Source organism: Ignavibacteriota bacterium (genome assembly GCA_016218045.1).
Taxonomy (GTDB): domain Bacteria; phylum Bacteroidota; class Ignavibacteria; order SZUA-365; family SZUA-365; genus JACRFB01.
In genome coordinates, this window is record JACRFB010000055.1 from 1 (window position 1) to 16,238 (window position 16,238).

General features: G+C 62.1%; 11 protein-coding genes. 4 read left to right on the forward strand and 7 right to left on the reverse strand.

The annotated features are described in order from the left end of the window. Positions 1-514: 514 nt before the first annotated feature. Entirely contained in the window at positions 515-1,660 is a 1,146-nt protein-coding gene (locus tag HY962_14215) for a hypothetical protein (protein MBI5648082.1), read from the reverse strand. Between the two features lie 102 nt (positions 1,661-1,762). Here HY962_14215 and HY962_14220 point away from each other — a divergent pair, with 102 nt between their 5' ends. Further along, entirely contained in the window at positions 1,763-6,064 is a 4,302-nt protein-coding gene (locus tag HY962_14220) for a hypothetical protein (GenBank protein ID MBI5648083.1), read from the forward strand. A gap of 79 nt (positions 6,065-6,143) precedes the next feature. Here the strand turns inward: HY962_14220 and HY962_14225 are convergent, their stop codons facing one another. Further along, the gene (locus tag HY962_14225) at positions 6,144-6,962 is read right to left on the reverse strand and encodes a hypothetical protein (GenBank protein ID MBI5648084.1); all 819 of its coding nucleotides are present in this window, start codon (positions 6,960-6,962) and stop codon (positions 6,144-6,146) included. A gap of 184 nt (positions 6,963-7,146) precedes the next feature. Between HY962_14225 and icd the strand changes: the two genes are divergently transcribed. The 3 genes from icd to HY962_14240 are packed head-to-tail and all read left to right on the forward strand — an operon-like array spanning position 7,147 to position 9,970. Beyond that, complete coding sequence (gene icd, locus HY962_14230) at positions 7,147-8,394, forward strand: NADP-dependent isocitrate dehydrogenase (protein MBI5648085.1); 1,248 nt, start codon at positions 7,147-7,149, stop codon at positions 8,392-8,394. 43 nt (positions 8,395-8,437) lie between these two features. Next, positions 8,438-8,803, forward strand: coding sequence for a hypothetical protein (locus HY962_14235; GenBank protein ID MBI5648086.1), 366 nt, complete (start codon positions 8,438-8,440; stop codon positions 8,801-8,803). A 51-nt stretch (positions 8,804-8,854) separates the two neighbouring features. Continuing rightward, a complete protein-coding gene (locus HY962_14240; protein MBI5648087.1) occupies positions 8,855-9,970 on the forward strand; it encodes a homogentisate 1,2-dioxygenase in 1,116 nt (371 codons plus the stop codon). A 680-nt stretch (positions 9,971-10,650) separates the two neighbouring features. Here HY962_14240 and HY962_14245 read toward each other — a convergent pair. The 5 genes from HY962_14245 to HY962_14265 all read right to left on the reverse strand — a co-directional run bounded on the left by HY962_14245 (position 10,651) and on the right by HY962_14265 (position 15,950). Beyond that, positions 10,651-11,793 carry a Signal peptidase-like protein gene (locus HY962_14245; protein ID MBI5648088.1) on the reverse strand — a complete coding sequence of 381 codons (1,143 nt, stop codon included), beginning with the start codon at positions 11,791-11,793 and terminating at the stop codon, positions 10,651-10,653. 23 nt (positions 11,794-11,816) lie between these two features. Further along, positions 11,817-12,938: an AAA family ATPase gene (locus tag HY962_14250; protein MBI5648089.1), complete on the reverse strand. Its 1,122-nt coding sequence runs from the start codon at positions 12,936-12,938 to the stop codon at positions 11,817-11,819. Positions 12,939-12,950: 12 nt separating this feature from the next. Further along, positions 12,951-14,987 (reverse strand): BamA/TamA family outer membrane protein, encoded by a 2,037-nt coding sequence (locus HY962_14255; protein MBI5648090.1) that lies wholly within the window; start codon positions 14,985-14,987, stop codon positions 12,951-12,953. 106 nt (positions 14,988-15,093) lie between these two features. Continuing rightward, positions 15,094-15,321 (reverse strand): DUF2795 domain-containing protein, encoded by a 228-nt coding sequence (locus tag HY962_14260; GenBank protein MBI5648091.1) that lies wholly within the window; start codon positions 15,319-15,321, stop codon positions 15,094-15,096. 98 nt (positions 15,322-15,419) lie between these two features. After that, positions 15,420-15,950, reverse strand: coding sequence for an inorganic diphosphatase (locus tag HY962_14265; protein MBI5648092.1), 531 nt, complete (start codon positions 15,948-15,950; stop codon positions 15,420-15,422). Positions 15,951-16,238: the final 288 nt, after the last annotated feature.

The window sequence follows — 16,238 nt, forward strand, 5'->3', positions numbered from 1 at the left end:
TCCATCGAATCCAACAGAGCCCGCGAAGCGGGCGGCATTCACCAACCCACACCGTCAGGTGTGGGGAACGGCGCTCCATCGAATCCAACAGAGCCCGCGAAGCGGGCGGCATTCACCAACCCACACCGCCAAGTGTGGGGATCGGCGCGCCATCGAATCCACCAGAGCCCGCGAAGCGGGCGGCATTCCAGGACACCGAGCCACGGGAATACATTTTCCATTGAGGAGAACACTCCGCGAATTCGACCTTTGAATGTCGCCCCTCCGGGGCTCTTGGATCCTCGTCCCGCGTCGCATTCCCACGCCTCACGGCGTGGGCTGAAGAATGTCGCCCCTCTTGGGCATAGCGAAACACCACTTTCTTGTTCAACTCCCTCCTCCCTACTCCCTCCTCCCTACTCCCCACTTCCCCGTCCCCACTCCCCCGTCCCCACTTCCCCGTCCCCACTCCCCCGTCCCCACTCCCCCGTCCCCACTCCCCCGTCCCCACTCCCCCGTCCCCACTCCCCCGTCCCTACTCTCCCGTCCAGAGCCAGCCGGGGCGATGTGTCGGTATGCCGAGGGATCGCGCGGCGAGAAGAACGGGAGCGAGGCGGGAAGAATCGGATAGAATGGTCCGGAATTCACCGTAGGTGGAGGGACGCGGAAACGCGGGAAGGTGCAGGTTGCCCGTGGCCCAGAACGCGAGAAGCATCTGATCCCGATGCGCCTCGTCCATCCCGTTGCCGAGATATACATGGATGCCGCCAAAACGCAGCTCGGCAAGGCGCAGGATCAGCGTCAGCGTCCACGACGCCTCGCAGCCCGGCGCTCGATACACGGCTGCGGCGCGTGGTGTTTCGCAGCTCGGTGCTATCCACGGCTGCATACGCGACAACGGTATGTTGTTGCGCAGTGCGTGGGCACGCACCGCATCCGAATAGGCGAGGAAGGTCGGACCCGCATCAAAATACCGCGCGCCGGTGTAGATGATGAGCCGCTGTTCGCGCCGCGTTGTAGGTGCTCCGGTCGCAAAATCACGATGCCGTGTGTCATAGTCGCGGGCAAGGGCCGTGAGCAAACGAATGCCCTCGATCTCGTACACGTTCACACCGAGGTCCATGCCGTGTTTCTCGGCAAGCGCAAACAACGAATCGAGTCCGCGATACCAATCGGGAGGAGAGAAGGGCGTCCACGGCGGAGCCGCCCATCCGTCATAGAGCCAGGCGAACCATCCGTCATCGAGGTACAGACCGGAGAAACCCTGTGCCACGCTCGAATCGCGCAGCAGATGCTCCCACTCGTACACGCGGCGCAGGCCGGGTCCGCCCAGAAAGCGCAGCGAGTACCCGCGTGTCCGCTCGAGATTCCGCCGCGCGGACGCGAGGTCGGGGCAGTTCAACATCACACTATTCGCACCGGCGGCCCGCCACGCGGCACACATCGGCGTGTACGTATCGTGTTCCGCATCCCACTGGTATCCGCGTGTGGGGGCCATCCAGAATCCGATCACACGGAAGGGTCCGGGCAGCGGAGCGCGGGCGTCCGGTGTTGTCACATCCCACAGGGGCTGCGCGGGCGGTTCGTCGGCGCAGTGGGACGCACCGAAACCGAGCGCCGCGAGACAGGCGACCAGGATCGTGTGGCGGATTTTCCATGTGACACCCGGATCAGTTCTCACGGCCTCACCGTTTCCTCATCGTCGACACTTCATCATTCGCCGTAAACTACGTAAATTCGAGGGATGAAGTATTCCTTGAAACCGTCTCTCCCCGGTACCCGCATGACACGATTCCCGATACTCCTTGCAGCGCTTCTGTTGGCCGCGGCGGCCCCGAGTCTCCACGCGCAGATCTCCCTCACCACGCCGGGAACGGCGTATCTGCAGAACTTTGCCTCCTTCGACACCACCACGTTGGCTCCGATGCCCGCCGGCTGGCGCGTGAGCAAGGACAATGCAAACGTGCGCACGGTGAGCGCCTACTCGGCCGCGCTCACGACCACGGAACGCAGGGGCGGGAACGCGATGAGTTCGTCCGCCGCCAACGGCATCTACAACCTCGGCGCGGGCGACGCCGCCGCGGCCACTGAGCGAGCGGTCGGATTCATCTCGTCGAGCAGCGGCACAAAGAGCGGCAACGTGTACGCGTGGTTCCGGAACAATACCGGCGGCACCATAGCGAGTTTCTCGATCTCCTACAATGTCGAGAAGTACCGCGGCGGCACAAACGCAGCCGGCTTCCAGATCCAGATGTACTACTCCACCGACGGCAGCACGTGGACTCCCGCGGGCGCATCCTTCATCACGAGTTTTTCGGCCGATGCGGCAAACGCGGGGTACACACCCGCGCCGGGCGCGACCGCGGCTGCCAGCGGCACCATCGTCACCAACGTCGCGGCAAGCGACGACTTCTACCTCGCGTGGAATTACTCGGTGGTGAGCGGCACCACCACATCGAACGCACAATCCCTCGCCATCGACGATGTATCGGTCACTCCCAGCGCCGGATCAGCGTCACAGCCCACAGTGCTGCAGTTCCCCGCGGGAACATCGTCCGCCTCGGAGGGCGCGGGCACGGTGACGATTCCGGTCACCATCACCAATCCCTCCGCCACCACAGCCACGACGGTGGACGTGGTGCTGACGGGAGGCACCGCGACGAACGGCGTGGATGTTGTGCCGGCGTACAGCACACAGACACTCACCTTCCCCGCCGGATCGAGCGCCTCGCAGAGCGCGAGCTTCACCATCGCCGACGACGCGCTGTTTGAAGGGAGCGAAACGCTGATCTTCTCGCTGCAGAATGCGGCGGGCGGAACGACGGCGTCGGTATGGGGACAGACCACACACACCTTCACGATACTCGAGAACGATCCGCCCCCTGTGCCGACCGTGCTCGTGAACGAATACTACAACGGCAACGGCGACATCTCGACCTTCGAGGCGGTGGAATTGCTCGTGGTGAAGGACAGTCTGGATCTGCGCGGGTACCGCGTCGCCGACGCCACTAGCGGCGGTACGTATCCCTTCGGACAGATCACCTTCTCGAACGATCCGCTCTGGAGCAACGTGCAGGCGGGTACCATCATCGTGATCGGCGGACTCTTTGCGGTTCCGGGACAGGACACCGATCCGTCCGACGGGCTCATCATCGTCAATCCTCCGCCCGCGGACACACTGAACCAGTACTTCATTTCCTCGACATCGATCCCCTCCATCGCGGCAGCCTCCGACGCTGTGGCGGTGCTCGACGCGGGCGGCGCCTTTGTCCACGGCCTCGCGCACGGATCCTCGAACATGAACACACTGCCCGCGTCGCGGCACGGCTGGCTGAGCGGATCCATACTCAGCGGCCAGAGTGTCGCCTTCGCGCGTGCCGTCGGCGCGATGAACATTTTCGACTTTATGGTTCCGACCTACGCCACTGCCGGTCTCAACACACTCGGCTGGGCGAACGACACCACGGGCAACCGCGAGTTCCTGCGCAGCGCGCGCAGCCGCACTATCGTCCACAACAGGACGCTCGCCGGAACATTCTTCTGGAATGTGACAGTGAACGGTCCCACCGTCACCGCGGCCGCGCCCGTGAATATCGGCGGCACGCTCACGATCAACGACGGCACGGTGAACGAGAGCGGCCAGGGACTCTCGTTCGACGCCAACGGCAACGCGCAGAACGGCACCGGCTCCGGATCCGCCCTGATCGGCAACGGCGCTGGCAGCGCGGCCACTTTGAATTTTACTCTCAGTCCTTTCGTCTTCAGCGGCACGATGAACGCGGGTGGAAGTGACGCGACGGTGGAATATCTCGGCAGCGCGGCGCAGCAGCTTGTGCCCGGCACGTATCACAATCTGAAGCTGACAAACGGAAACGCGGGCGCACGCAAACGCCTCGCGGCAAACAGCACCGTGAACGGCACACTCACTATCGGCGCGGGCGTCTGGTTCGACGTCGACACACTCGCGCTGGTGACGCTCGGCTCCACGGGCACGTTCACAAACGCGGGCCGTTTCCTCGGCAGCATCCGCACGACACGCACGCTGGGCACGCTCGCGCTCACCGAAAACTTCGGCGGCATCGGCATGAGCATCACTCCCACCGCGGCTCCGCTGCCGGGCAGCACCACGGTAACGATGCACAGCGGCACACACCGCTGGGTGGGAAATCTGCCATCCATCCTCAAGTCGTACACGGTGAATGCCGCGGTGGGCACGGGCCTCGCCGCCACGTTGGTTGCGCGGTATGAGAGCACGGACCTCAACGGCCAGACCGAAGCGGCGCTTGCACTGAAGTATTCCGCCGACAACGGCGTGACCTGGTCCTCGCCCGCGGGCACACTCAACACCGCAGCAAAGACTCTCACACATTCCGCGACCGTCTTGAACGGCATCTGGACGGCGCACGCGAATCCGCCGCAGGGCACCATCGTCACCGCGCCCGTGGCCATCAGTTTCGAGGCGGAACAGAACTACACACTGCCCGCGCCGCGGACGGTGAACGTGACAAACCTCAACGGCAGCGGCTCGCTGATTCAGTGGACGGCGACCTCGTCCACCGTCGTCGCGCCCACGTGGCTCAGCATCACCCCCTCCCCGGCGGCCGGATTAAACGCGGGCGCCTTTGATGTTGCGGTGACACGCACCGACCTTGCGCCGGGAGTGTACACGGGCAGCGTCACGCTCCTCGATCCGCACGCGACAAACTCGCCGTACGTCATCCCCGTCACCTTCACCGTGCAGGCGCCGCGCCTGATTTGCGTCGGAGCCGACACGATCGTGATCAAGGCCACACCAAAACGCGGCGACGCAAAAAAGGATGTGATGGTCCTGAATTGCGGAGGCACGTTCGGACCCGATGTCATTCTCTGGAACGTTGCCACTTCCACGTCGTGGCTGACGATCACCCCCACTTCGGGCAGCGAGGGACAGGTCTTCACACTGACGGCGCCGACGAGCCAGATGTCACCGTCGACTCTTCACGGCTCCATCACACTCACGGGCACACTGTCGGTGCGCGGCACGCCGGTGATCAACTCGCCGCTCACGATACCCGTGCGTCTCGAGGTGGAGACCGTCGGGGAACAGATCGCCTCCACGGGATCCATGAATCCCGGCGAGACGCGCGTGCTGCGCAATCCGCAGGGACATGCATTTGCCATCCTGAAGCTCAACGCGGGTACGCTGTCGGGCCTCACCGTGCGTATGCTTCCCGACGCGCTGCCCTCAGGCATCACGCGGCTGCGCTACGCGATGCGGCATTATCTGTTCGAGGCCGCCGGTTCGGGTTACAATCTCGATCTCACCATGTTCTACACGAGCAACGAACTCGTGCCGTTTATGGCCATCCCCTCGCAGCTCCGCGGCTGGCGGCAATTCCCCGTCGGCGGCGTCTGGTATCCGACGACGAGCAGCGCGAGTCCGATCAACAACAGCGTGACCGTGACGGGCATCACCGACCTGAGCGGCGCGTGGACGATGGCTGGTCCCTACGCGGCGATACAGATGCCCGTGCGCGGACTGCGCGCCCTGCGCACATCGAGTGACGCCGCCGCGCTCGCGTGGCAGAGCGAACTGGCGGTAACACGCCTCGGCTTCATCGTGGAGCGCAGCCCCGCGGGACGGAACGAATGGCAGACCGTCGGCTTCGCGGCATTCCGCGACGACGGCATGTACACGTTTAACGAGATGGGACTCGACGCCGACGCGCAGGAATACCGGCTCATCGCCTTCGATCCCGCGGGCGAGGCCTATCAATCGGCCGACACGCGCCTCGATCCCTGGGGCATACTCGCCGCTGGAGCCGTCGTGTCGCCCGTGCAGCTTGCGCTACAACAGAGCGCGCCCAATCCTGCGCCTGCCGGCACACGTATCACGATCCGTTACGCCGTTCCCGAGCAGGGCCGCGCGCGCATTGCCGTGTACGACAAGTACGGCCGCGAACTGCGGGTTGTGAGTGATGCCGATGTGGACCGCGGATCCTGGTCCGCCTCCCTCCACACCGACGGTTTCGCCGCGGGCACCTACTTCATCCGCCTGCAGTTCGGTGGTAGCGCTGTCACACGGAGCATGACCATCGTGCGCTGAGAGGCGCAACGATAACAAAAGGGGAGGTCTGTACCTCCCCTTTTTTATTGCCCTCGAGCCGAAAGGCCCGCGCCCGTCTCTACCGCACCAGTTTCAGCGTGTACGTCGTTTCGGTGTTGTGTTCCAGATAGATCGCCCCCGCGCTGCCGCTCTCGACGATACTGTCGTTTGAGCCCTGCTCGAGTTTGAAGGACACAACGATGCCGTCGGCTTCGTCGTAGAGGAGCACACCCTCGGCATCGCCGCGCGAGCCGTAATCATATGTTTTTCCGTATTGCAACATCACACCCGTCGTGCGCACGTCGGCCTCGTATTCGAGGGGCAGGCAGCGGCGCTCGAGTTCTGTGCGCGGACCGCCGACCTCGAACGAGTTACGCAGCTCCACGACCATCGGCATTTTATGTGTGCCCGCCGAGTCCACGGTTTTGTTTTTCCAGGAATCACCCTGTGTAAAAACGGACTTGCCGAGCGGCGGCAGGAGGTCGAACAAGCGTTGCACGATTTCGAGGCGCTGCTGATCGAGCGTCTCGAGTGTCGGATCACGTTTCACGATGCGTCCGACTGCGTCGATGGTGAACGCGTAGCTGGTGCCCGCGAGTTCACCGCCGATTTTTTGCGTGCCGTCGCGGCGCTCGATTTCGGCCTCAAGTGTTTCGATGATAAGCATCGCGTTCGCTGTGCCCTGCGCGTTTCGCGCCTCGAACTGCAGCGCCATGATGGCCTTGAACGAGGTGGAGTATTTGTTGATCTTCGGCCCCATCTCCTCCTTGCTCTCGGTCGCCGAGTTCACTTCGTAGAAATACGTCTTTCCTGCCTCGTACCTGTAGGCCGCGCTCTGCGCGTGAACCTGTGTCAGGCCCAGAAGGACCATCACAATAACCGAAAACATGTGTTTCATGCGCGCTCCGATAATCGTGGTTGTTTCGTCGTGACGCTGTCGATTCGTTTCCGAGGATGTTCGGGTTCCCGATTTTTCGTATTTTCACTTTTCCCTGTCCGAGTTTCATTCACAGATGCGCAGGGAATGACTTCGCAGCGAAAGTACTTCACGAAATCTACAACTCTTCAGATTCAGGATCATCATGCCGTACCAGAAACTCGTTCCTCCCGCCGAAGGCGCACACATCACCTTCTCGAACGGAACCCTGCAGGTTCCCGACAATCCCATCATCCCGTTCATCGAAGGCGACGGCACGGGACCGGACATCTGGGCCGCCGCCGTGCGTGTGATTGACGCGGCCGTGCAGAAGGCCTACGGCGGCGCGCGCAAGATCGCGTGGTTCGAGGTGTACGCGGGCGAGAAATCGCTCGGCGTGTACGGCGACAAAGTGTGGCTGCCAGAGGACACGCTCGAGGCGGTGAAGGAGTTCATCGTGGGCATCAAGGGTCCGCTCACCACACCGGTCGGCGGCGGCATCCGTTCGCTCAACGTGGCGCTGCGCCAGATCCTCGACCTGTACGTGTGCCTGCGCCCCGTGCGCTACTTCCAGGGCGTGCCTTCGCCCGTGCGCAAGCCCGAGGCCATCGACATGGTGATCTTCCGCGAGAATTCCGAGGACATCTACGCGGGCATCGAGTGGAAGGCCGGGACGCCCGAGGCGCAGAAGGTGGTGAGCTGGCTGCAGTCCGAAATGGGTGTGAGCAAGATCCGCTTCCCCGAATCGTCGAGCATCGGCATCAAGCCCGTGTCGAAGGAAGGCACCGAGCGCCTCGTGCGCGCCGCGATCAACTACGCGATCGAGTTCAACCGCGAGTCGGTCACGCTTGTGCACAAGGGCAACATCATGAAGTTCACCGAGGGCGGCTTCCGCGACTGGGGTTACGCGCTTGCAGTGAACGAATTCGGCGGCACGCCGATCGACGGCGGACCGTGGGTGCGCCTCCCGAACGGCGTGGTGGTGAAGGACGTGATCGCCGACGCGTTCCTGCAGCAGATCCTCACCCGTCCGGCGGAATACGATGTGATCGCCACGCTGAACCTCAACGGCGACTACATCTCCGACGCTCTGGCGGCGCAGGTGGGCGGCATCGGCATCGCCCCGGGCGCAAACATCAACTACGAAAACGGCTACGCGATGTTCGAGGCCACACACGGCACCGCGCCGAAGTACGCCGGACTCGACAAGGTGAATCCCGGCTCGGTGATTCTCAGCGGCGAGATGATGCTGCAGTACATGGGCTGGAACGAGGCCGCCGCGCTCATCATCCGCGCCATGGACGCCACCATTCAGAAAAAGACCGTCACGTACGATTTTGCGCGTCTCATGGACGGCGCAACCGAAGTGTCGTGTTCGGCGTTCGCGACCGCGCTCATCGAAAACATGGCGTGACGCAGATCCCCACAATCACGTCCTCACACGCAGGAGTCCGATCATGAAAGCCGTTCACGCGCTTCTTGCGCTCGTCACCATCGCGGCGCTCACGGGCATGGCGCCCGCGCCCGAACCGAGCGATCTGATGAAGAAAAAAACTGAACACGCGCAGAACATTCTGCGGCAGCTCGCGCTCGCCGACCTCAAGGCCGTCAAGGCCGAGGCCGAGGCGCTGGAACGCCTGGTGCGCGAGACGGGCTTCGAAAAGGAGACCGCGCGCTACGCCGAATACGGCCGCGAATTCCTCCGCATCGTGAAGGAACTCGAGGTCGAGGCAGGCAAGCAGAACATGGCGGGCAGCTACTACCAGTTCACACGCATGACCTCGGTGTGTTTCTCCTGCCACGAGCACATCCGCGGTTCCTAGCCGCCCGCGTCTTTCCCTCGACCAAACACATCATCGTCTGAAAGGATCGCCATGTATCTCACCCATCAGGGCAAACACACGCGCCAGGCCCATGTCGGACTTCCCGAAGGCACCTTCGAGGAAGAGTTCGGACGCGAGGGTTTCTTCGGTCCCGTCTCGCATCTCTACCGCCTGCATCCGCCCACCGACTGGACGCGCTTCGAGGGCGACATGCGCCCGCACGCGTACGATTTCAACGAGGCGGATCCGTCCGACGGACGCGACGAACGCGGCATGCGCATCCGGCTGCTGTTCAACAACGATGTGGCCGTGCACGTGTCGCGCCGCGCCGCGTCGATGCCCTACTACTTCCGCAACGCCGACGGCGACGAGCTGCACTTCGTACACCGCGGCGAGGGTGTGATGGAGACCGATTTCGGCGAGATCGAGTTCGAGGCGGGCGACTACATCGTGATCCCGCGCTGCACGACCTACCGCGTGCATCCGCGGACAAAGGACACCTTTGTCCTGATTATCGAGTCGTTCTCGCGGGTGCGTCCGCCGTCGATGGCCGACAAGGGTGTGATAGGCATGCACGCGCTGTACGACGCCTCGGCGATCACGATCGCGCAGTTGCCCGCGTCGTACGACGAGCGCGCGGGCATCGAGCACGAAATCCGCGTGCAGCGCGAGGGCGAGATCTCGTCGATGTTTTACGGCTTCAATCCGCTCGACGCCGTGGGCTGGAAGGGCGACAATTACGTGTGGAAGATCAACGTGCGCGACATCCGTCCCGTGATGAGCCATCGCGTGCATCTTCCGCCGCCCGCGCACACGACGTTCCTGATGAACAACGCGGTGGTGTGCACCTTCCTGCCGCGCCCGCTCGAGGAAGACGCCGACGCGCTCAAGGTGCCCTTCTTCCATCGCAACGCCGATTACGACGAGGTTATCTTCTACCACGAGGGCGAATTCTTCAGCCGCGACAACATCAAGCCCGGCATGGTCACCTTTCATCCCACCGGCTTCCAGCACGGTCCGCATCCAAAGGCCCTTGCGAAGCAGGATTCACTTACGCGCACGAACGAAATCGCCGTGATGCTCGACACGCGAAATCTATTACATATCGCGCCCGAAGCGGAGGCCGTGGAATGGAAGGGGTATTGGGAAAGTTGGAAGAAGAGGTAGCTTGGTAGCTGGTAGATGAGTAGATGGTAGGGGCCGGATCTACTCTGGGTAGTGTAAGGAGTCAGGATACAGGAGACAGGAGGCAGACAATCGGCAAGCCCGTGTCTCCTGTCTCCTCTCTCCTTTGTCCTGACACGAGTGTAAGGAGTCAGGATACAGGAGACAGGAGACAGGCATTCGGCAAGCCCGTGTCTCCTGTCTCCTCTCTCCTGTGTCCCGACACGAGTGTGAGGAGTCAGGATACAGGAGACAGGAGGCAGACAGCCGGCAAGTCCGTGTCTCCTGTCTCCTCTCTCCTGTGTCCCGACACGAGTGTGAGGAGTCAGGATACAGGAGGCAGGAGACAGCCATTCGGCAAGCCCGTGTCTCCTGTCTCCTCTCTCCTGTGTCCCGACACGAGTGTGAGGAGTCAGGATACAGGAGACAGGAGGCAGACAGCCGGCAAGCCCGTGTCTCCTGTCTCCTCTCTCCTGTATCCTCACACGAGTGTAAGGAGTCAGGATACAGGAGTCAGGAGACAGGCATTCGGCAAGCCCGTGTCTCCTGTCTCCTCTCTCCTTTGTCCTGACACGAGTGTGAGGATGCAGGATACAGGAGACAGGAGTCAGACATTCGGTAAGCCCGTGTCTCCTGTCTCCTCTCTCCTGTGTCCTTACACGGATTGAACAGATCCCGCTATTCTACTTCGGTTTGTGCGGCTGGGGACGGTCCTCACGCCGCTTGCCAGGGCCGCCGCGGCGCTGCTCGTTGCGCGGGTGCTCGGCGGGCTTGGCCTCGACGGTTTCGACCGGAGGCGGAGGCGATTCGAGCATCACCTTGAGTTCGTCGAGTGTGAAACGGTCCCAGGCATCGCCGCGCTCGTACTGCACGTAAATCGCATCCTGAAAAATGTCGATCTTGTCGATACGCGCCTTGCCCTTCGGCGCCTGAAAGCGATAGTCCAGCGGCGGGAATTTTTTCAACAGTTCTTCGTATATGCGCACTTCATACGAGATGCAGCATTTGAGGCGTCCGCATTGGCCCGCGAGTTTGAACGGATTCAACGTGAGGTTCTGCAGCTTGGCCATGTCGGTGGAGACGGGCTCGAAAGTGCCGAGCCATGAACTGCAGCACAGCTCGCGTCCGCACACGCCGTAGCCGCCCAGCCGTTTGGCCTCGTCGCGCGGACCGATCTGCCGCAGCTCGATGCGTGTGCGGTACTCGGCGGCGAGTTCGCGCACCAGCTCGCGGAAATCCACACGGCCGTCGGCCGTGAAGTAGAACGTGATGCGGTTGCGGTCGAACTGGAACTCGACATCCACGAGTTTCATCGGGAGATTCAGCATCGAGATCTTGTCGAGGCACACCTGATAGGCCGTGCCCTCCTGCTCGCGATGGAAACGCAGCACGTTGACGTCGGGCTCCTCGGCGAGGCGCAGCACCGCGCGTGTCGATTCGCCCTGGCAGGGTTTGTTACGCAGCGTCGACTTGAGATAGGCCTGTTCACCGGTCAAACCCACAATGCCGAGATCGTTGCCCTTTTCGGCTTCCACGATCACATACATCTCGGGCGAGAGTTCGAGTCCGGTGCGGTTCATGTAATAGGCGCGGCGTTCGCCTTTGAAGATCACTTCGGTGTACTGCGCCACGTCCGCGGGCAGCTCTTCCATGTCGCCGCGGCAGCAGCTCTCGGTCTGGTCGTGTTGCCGTGCCTGCGCAGCGGACCCGTCTTCGTCGCTGCTCGCGGCGAGAACGGCGCCATCGAGTGTCGCAAACTCCGGCGGCAGCGGCCGCTCGGGTTCGCGCGGCGATGAATCCGGAAGAACGGGCAATTCAGGGATCATGTGATGCTCTATGGGAGTCCGGCTTACGCCAGATAGGGTGCGAGGCAACGGCGCAGGCGGTTCGACAGAACCACCAGCAATGTGACAAGATGCACATTTTTCGGAATGAGGTCAATGGTTTCCTCCACTGCCGTCACGGCGGTGGTACAGTCCGCGTCGGGGTACAGCGAGGCGAACTTCACGATCGAATCCTTCATGTCGATGTTGCTGATCGCATCCTCGGCACCCTCCTGCACGGCGAGCACGTCGCGGAACCACGAGGCGATGCCCGTGAGAAAGGCCGTGAGTGCCTTGCCGTCCTTCACCGACGTGTACGAACCGATCTTCTTCATGATCGTCCGCGGATTGTACTGATGTATCGCCAGCAGGAATTCACGGATTTCGGTGCGCGGTATCAGACTGTCGCCCGTCGCGAGGATCTGTGCGTCGAGGTAGTTGCCCTGCGAGAGCATCGCCGCCTCGCGCGCGCGCTCGGGCGTGATGTCGTCGTACATGCCGAGTAACCCACGCTCGATGTCGGCCGCCGCCAGCGCCTCGAAACGCACCTGCTGGCAGCGCGATAGGATGGTCGGCAGCATCGATTCGCGCTTGGCTGTCGTGAGTATCAGGATCGTGTCGCCCGTGGGTTCCTCGAGCGTTTTCAGCAGAGCGTTCGCCGCGTTGGGGTTCATGCGGTCGGCATCCATGATCAACACCACATTGCGGCCTTTCGCGCCTGCACGGAAAGATGTGGCATGCCGCAGATCGCGGATGCTCTGCACCTTGATACCCTGCGCCTTCGGGATGGTGATACGATGATAGGGATTCGCGGCCTTCAGACTGATCTCGGCATTGATCTCGGCCATCTCGCCTTCATCGAACTTATCGTACGCAGTCTTTTCACCGGCCTTCGCGGGCATGGCGAAGATCAGCGAGAGCCGCTGATGCCGCAGAATGTCGATGGCCAGACACGAGGGGCAGACGCCGCAGGCGTCCCACTGTCCGCGCTCGCAGTTGAGCACACGCGCGAGTTCTATGCCCATCGCGTCCATACCCGCGCCGGGAGGTCCGTAGAAGAGCATCGCATGCGGCAGCCGTTGCGCTTCCCATAAACTCCGCAGCAGCGTCTTCACACGCGCCTGTCCCACGACTGTCGACCATGCCATTCCGTATCCCTCCTAAAACGCGTGGCCGATGCCGAGCAGCAGTATGCCCCTGGCAAGAAATTCGCGGCCGAAGACGCGGTCGGTAAACCAGGCGCGGGCGCCCGCGCGCGGATCGTAGGCCTTCATGCCGTAATCGACACGGATCGGTCCGAAAAACATGTTGTAGCGCAGCCCCAGGCCCAGCGCTCCGGCCACTTCGCTCAGCCGTATCGACGCGGGCTCACTCCACAGATTTCCGGCATCGGCAAAAAACACGAGCCAGATGTTTGCGGGTTCGATGAAGTACCACGGTTTTGTGCGCGGGAAAAGCTGCCAGCGGTATTCGAGACTCGCCTCGAGCAGCGCGTTCCCGCCGTAGGTGGCGAGTTCCTGTCCGCCCGCTGCCAGCGTGCGTGCACTCCAGCCGCGCACGCTCTGCGAGCCGCCCGCGTAGTAGCGGCGGTTGAAGGGCACCGGAATGTTGCGCTCGGCACTTTCGCCATAGCGGAAGATGGTGCCCAGCTTCAGCTTCGCGCCCAGCACGGCCGTGCCGTTGTGCGACAGGTCGGTGAAAATACGCGCCATGCCCTCGAGCTTGCGGTATTCGGCGGACTGATACCCCGCGAACAACGAGGGCACGAGCTGTTTGAAGAGTCCGGCCTCCTCCACCATGCCGCGCACGGCGAGTCCCGCGGTGGGATTGTAGAAGTCGTTTGTTGCGTCGCGCTCGAGTCCGAACGTGATGATCGAGTTGCGGTAATTGATGCCCGTGGTATCGAACGCCGCGAAGGGTGTGGAGACGAGCGACTGTCCGGTCGCGAGAATGTCGTACTTGCTCTGTTCGAGCGTCCAGTCGGCGCTTCCCTGCACGCGGTCGGTGAAACGCTGCCGCATGCCGAGTATGAATTGGAAGATGTTGCCGCCGTACAGCTCCGATTCGTAGGCGCGGATGTAGGCGATGCTGACGGAACCCGAGTTATCGTTGGAGAAGAGATAGGGCTGGTCGAAACGCAACTGCAGTATGCCCTGATACGAATCGATGGGATAGTCGACTTTGGAGAGGAAATTCGCGCGCGCCGTCATGGTCTGCGCTCCGCCGAAGATGTTGCGTACGAGATACGACACTTCGGCGCCGGCGTTGAAACGATTAAAGAAGCTATTCACGAGCACGGCGGGCGCAAGCTCGTGACGCTGCTTCGGCGTGAGTTGCACATCGAGCGGCACGGTCTCCTGCACGGTGTCGTGTTTGGGCGGATACGAGGCCTGGATCTGCACGCTCGTGAAGATGCCGAGGCGGTTCAGGTTCAATTCCGATCGTTCGCGTTTGGTGGTCGAATACACCTCGCCCGTGTGCACCTCGAGCCGGTCGTCGATGATCTTGCGCGCGAGATTCAGTTCGTCGCTGTTCTTGATCGTGCGTGTGATGGTGCCCACGCGTAATTGGCGGCCGTGCGCGAACCAGAGCCGCACCAGCGTGTTGTTCGACGATTTGAGTCGTTCGACGGTGACGCTGTCGCAGGACGCGACGGGGTAGCCGTTCTCGCCGAGATGTTTTAACACGCGGTCGATCTCGGCCTGCACATTGTCCTCGCTGAATGGCGCGCCCCGCATGAGAAAACGGTCGCGTCCCTCGCGCACGAGCGAGTCGAGTTCGCGCGGCAGGCCGCGCAGATTGCGGTAATCCACCGAGTCGATGTACGAGCGCGCTCCCGCGGCGATACGGAACGTCACGGTCACGCTCTCACCGTCATCGGCCTTGACGTATGAACCACGCGTGGTCGCCGAGATCCACCCGTTGCGTTTGAGGTACGCCGCGAGCCGTTCGGCATCCTGCCGCATCACCTCGTAATCAAAATACACGGGCTCGGCGGCGAAGGGCATGTTCTCGATGATGGACCAGAGGAAGGTGGCGATGGCGCCGGGCGATTCGTGTGTGTCGATCTGTTCGAGCAGCGTCTCGCTGTTCTCGATGGCGGAATCACCTTCCAGCAGCACCTCGTCTATGCGCAGCGAATCGTCGAAGGACGGATGCTGGGCCAGGAGGCGCGGGGCGGGATACAGCAGTACCACGCATGTCGCAAGCGCAAAAAACAGCCCAGCGGGAGACCGCCGGGCTCGACTGTGGACACGCGTAAAATCGTGGGCCGTGCTGGGTGGCATGGCGATGCAGCGTGGATCAGTAGTCGTTTTCCTCGTCTCCGAAATAGAAGTCCTCATCCACGGGGAAATCTGTCCAGATGTCCTCGATGCCTTCATAGGTTTCATCCGGATCCTCAAGTTCCTGCAGATTCTCGAGCACCTGCGTGGGCGCGCCGATGCGGGTCGCGTAATCGATCAATTCGTCGCGCGTGGCGGGCCACGGTGCATCGTCGAGCCAGGACGCGAGTTCCATGGTCCATATCATGTGCGTGTCTCCTTTGGTATGTATGCAAATGTCGGCGTTGAATGCCCGTTTCGAGATCGGACGCGCAAAATTACACTTTGTGGGTCCGCATGTCAAGGTCAACTTTTCTTCTTAGCGGCTTCGAAGGCCTTCCGTGCTTTTTCGATGGCGCGTTTGGCAGCGGTGGCTCCGCTCCAGCCGAAGCTCATCACGTGTTTGCCCTCGAGTTCCTTGTAGCTGGTGAAGAAGTGTTCCACCTCTACGAGCAGATGCCGCGGAAGTTGCCGCAGGTCGCGGATCGGCGAATACGTCGGATCGTTGATGGCGACGGAGATGATCTTGTCGTCCTCGCCCTTGTCGTCGCTCATGCGCAGGATGCCCACCGGCCGCACTTCCACCAGCACCCCCACATGGAGCGGCTGATCGATGAAGATCAGCACGTCCACCGGATCGCCGTCGTCGTACAGTGTGCTCGGGATAAAGCCGTAGGCCTCCGGATAATGCATCGACGAGTAGAGGACGCGGTCCAGTTGAAACAAGCCGAGTTCCAGATTGTACTCGTACTTGTTCCGGCTCCCTTTCGGAATCTCCACTATCGCATTCACGATCTCGGGCGACTTCGCTCCGGCCGGTATGTTCTTGAGGTTCATGCTGCTTCCTGATCGGATGTGGGCGGCAAGATAGGCAAAACTGCAGAATGGGGGAAACGGCCGTGGACAGCGGGAGAGCGGGACAGCGGGACAGCGGGAGAGCGGGACAGCAGGACAGCGGGACAGCGGGAGCGGAACAACGACACAGTGTCTCGCTGAGCGGAGTCGAAGCGCGACGACTCTGGGGACAGCGGGAGAGCGGGACAGCGGGACAGCGGGAGAGCGGGACAGACCCGATGTTTAACATAGCAAGCCTCGCACGTGGTGTTTAGATTTCTGTTTGCCCAA

Bases quoted from the DNA above. Each gene is read 5' to 3' on its own strand.
- HY962_14220 (MBI5648083.1), top strand. From the start codon at position 1,763: ATGACACGATTCCCGATACTCCTTGCAGCGCTTCTGTTGGCCGCGGCG.
- HY962_14225 (MBI5648084.1), bottom strand. From the start codon at position 6,962: ATGAAACACATGTTTTCGGTTATTGTGATGGTCCTTCTGGGCCTGACA.
- icd (MBI5648085.1), top strand. From the start codon at position 7,147: ATGCCGTACCAGAAACTCGTTCCTCCCGCCGAAGGCGCACACATCACC.
- HY962_14235 (MBI5648086.1), top strand. From the start codon at position 8,438: ATGAAAGCCGTTCACGCGCTTCTTGCGCTCGTCACCATCGCGGCGCTC.
- HY962_14240 (MBI5648087.1), top strand. From the start codon at position 8,855: ATGTATCTCACCCATCAGGGCAAACACACGCGCCAGGCCCATGTCGGA.
- HY962_14245 (MBI5648088.1), bottom strand. From the start codon at position 11,793: ATGATCCCTGAATTGCCCGTTCTTCCGGATTCATCGCCGCGCGAACCC.
- HY962_14250 (MBI5648089.1), bottom strand. From the start codon at position 12,938: ATGGCATGGTCGACAGTCGTGGGACAGGCGCGTGTGAAGACGCTGCTG.
- HY962_14260 (MBI5648091.1), bottom strand. From the start codon at position 15,321: ATGATATGGACCATGGAACTCGCGTCCTGGCTCGACGATGCACCGTGG.
- HY962_14265 (MBI5648092.1), bottom strand. From the start codon at position 15,950: ATGAACCTCAAGAACATACCGGCCGGAGCGAAGTCGCCCGAGATCGTG.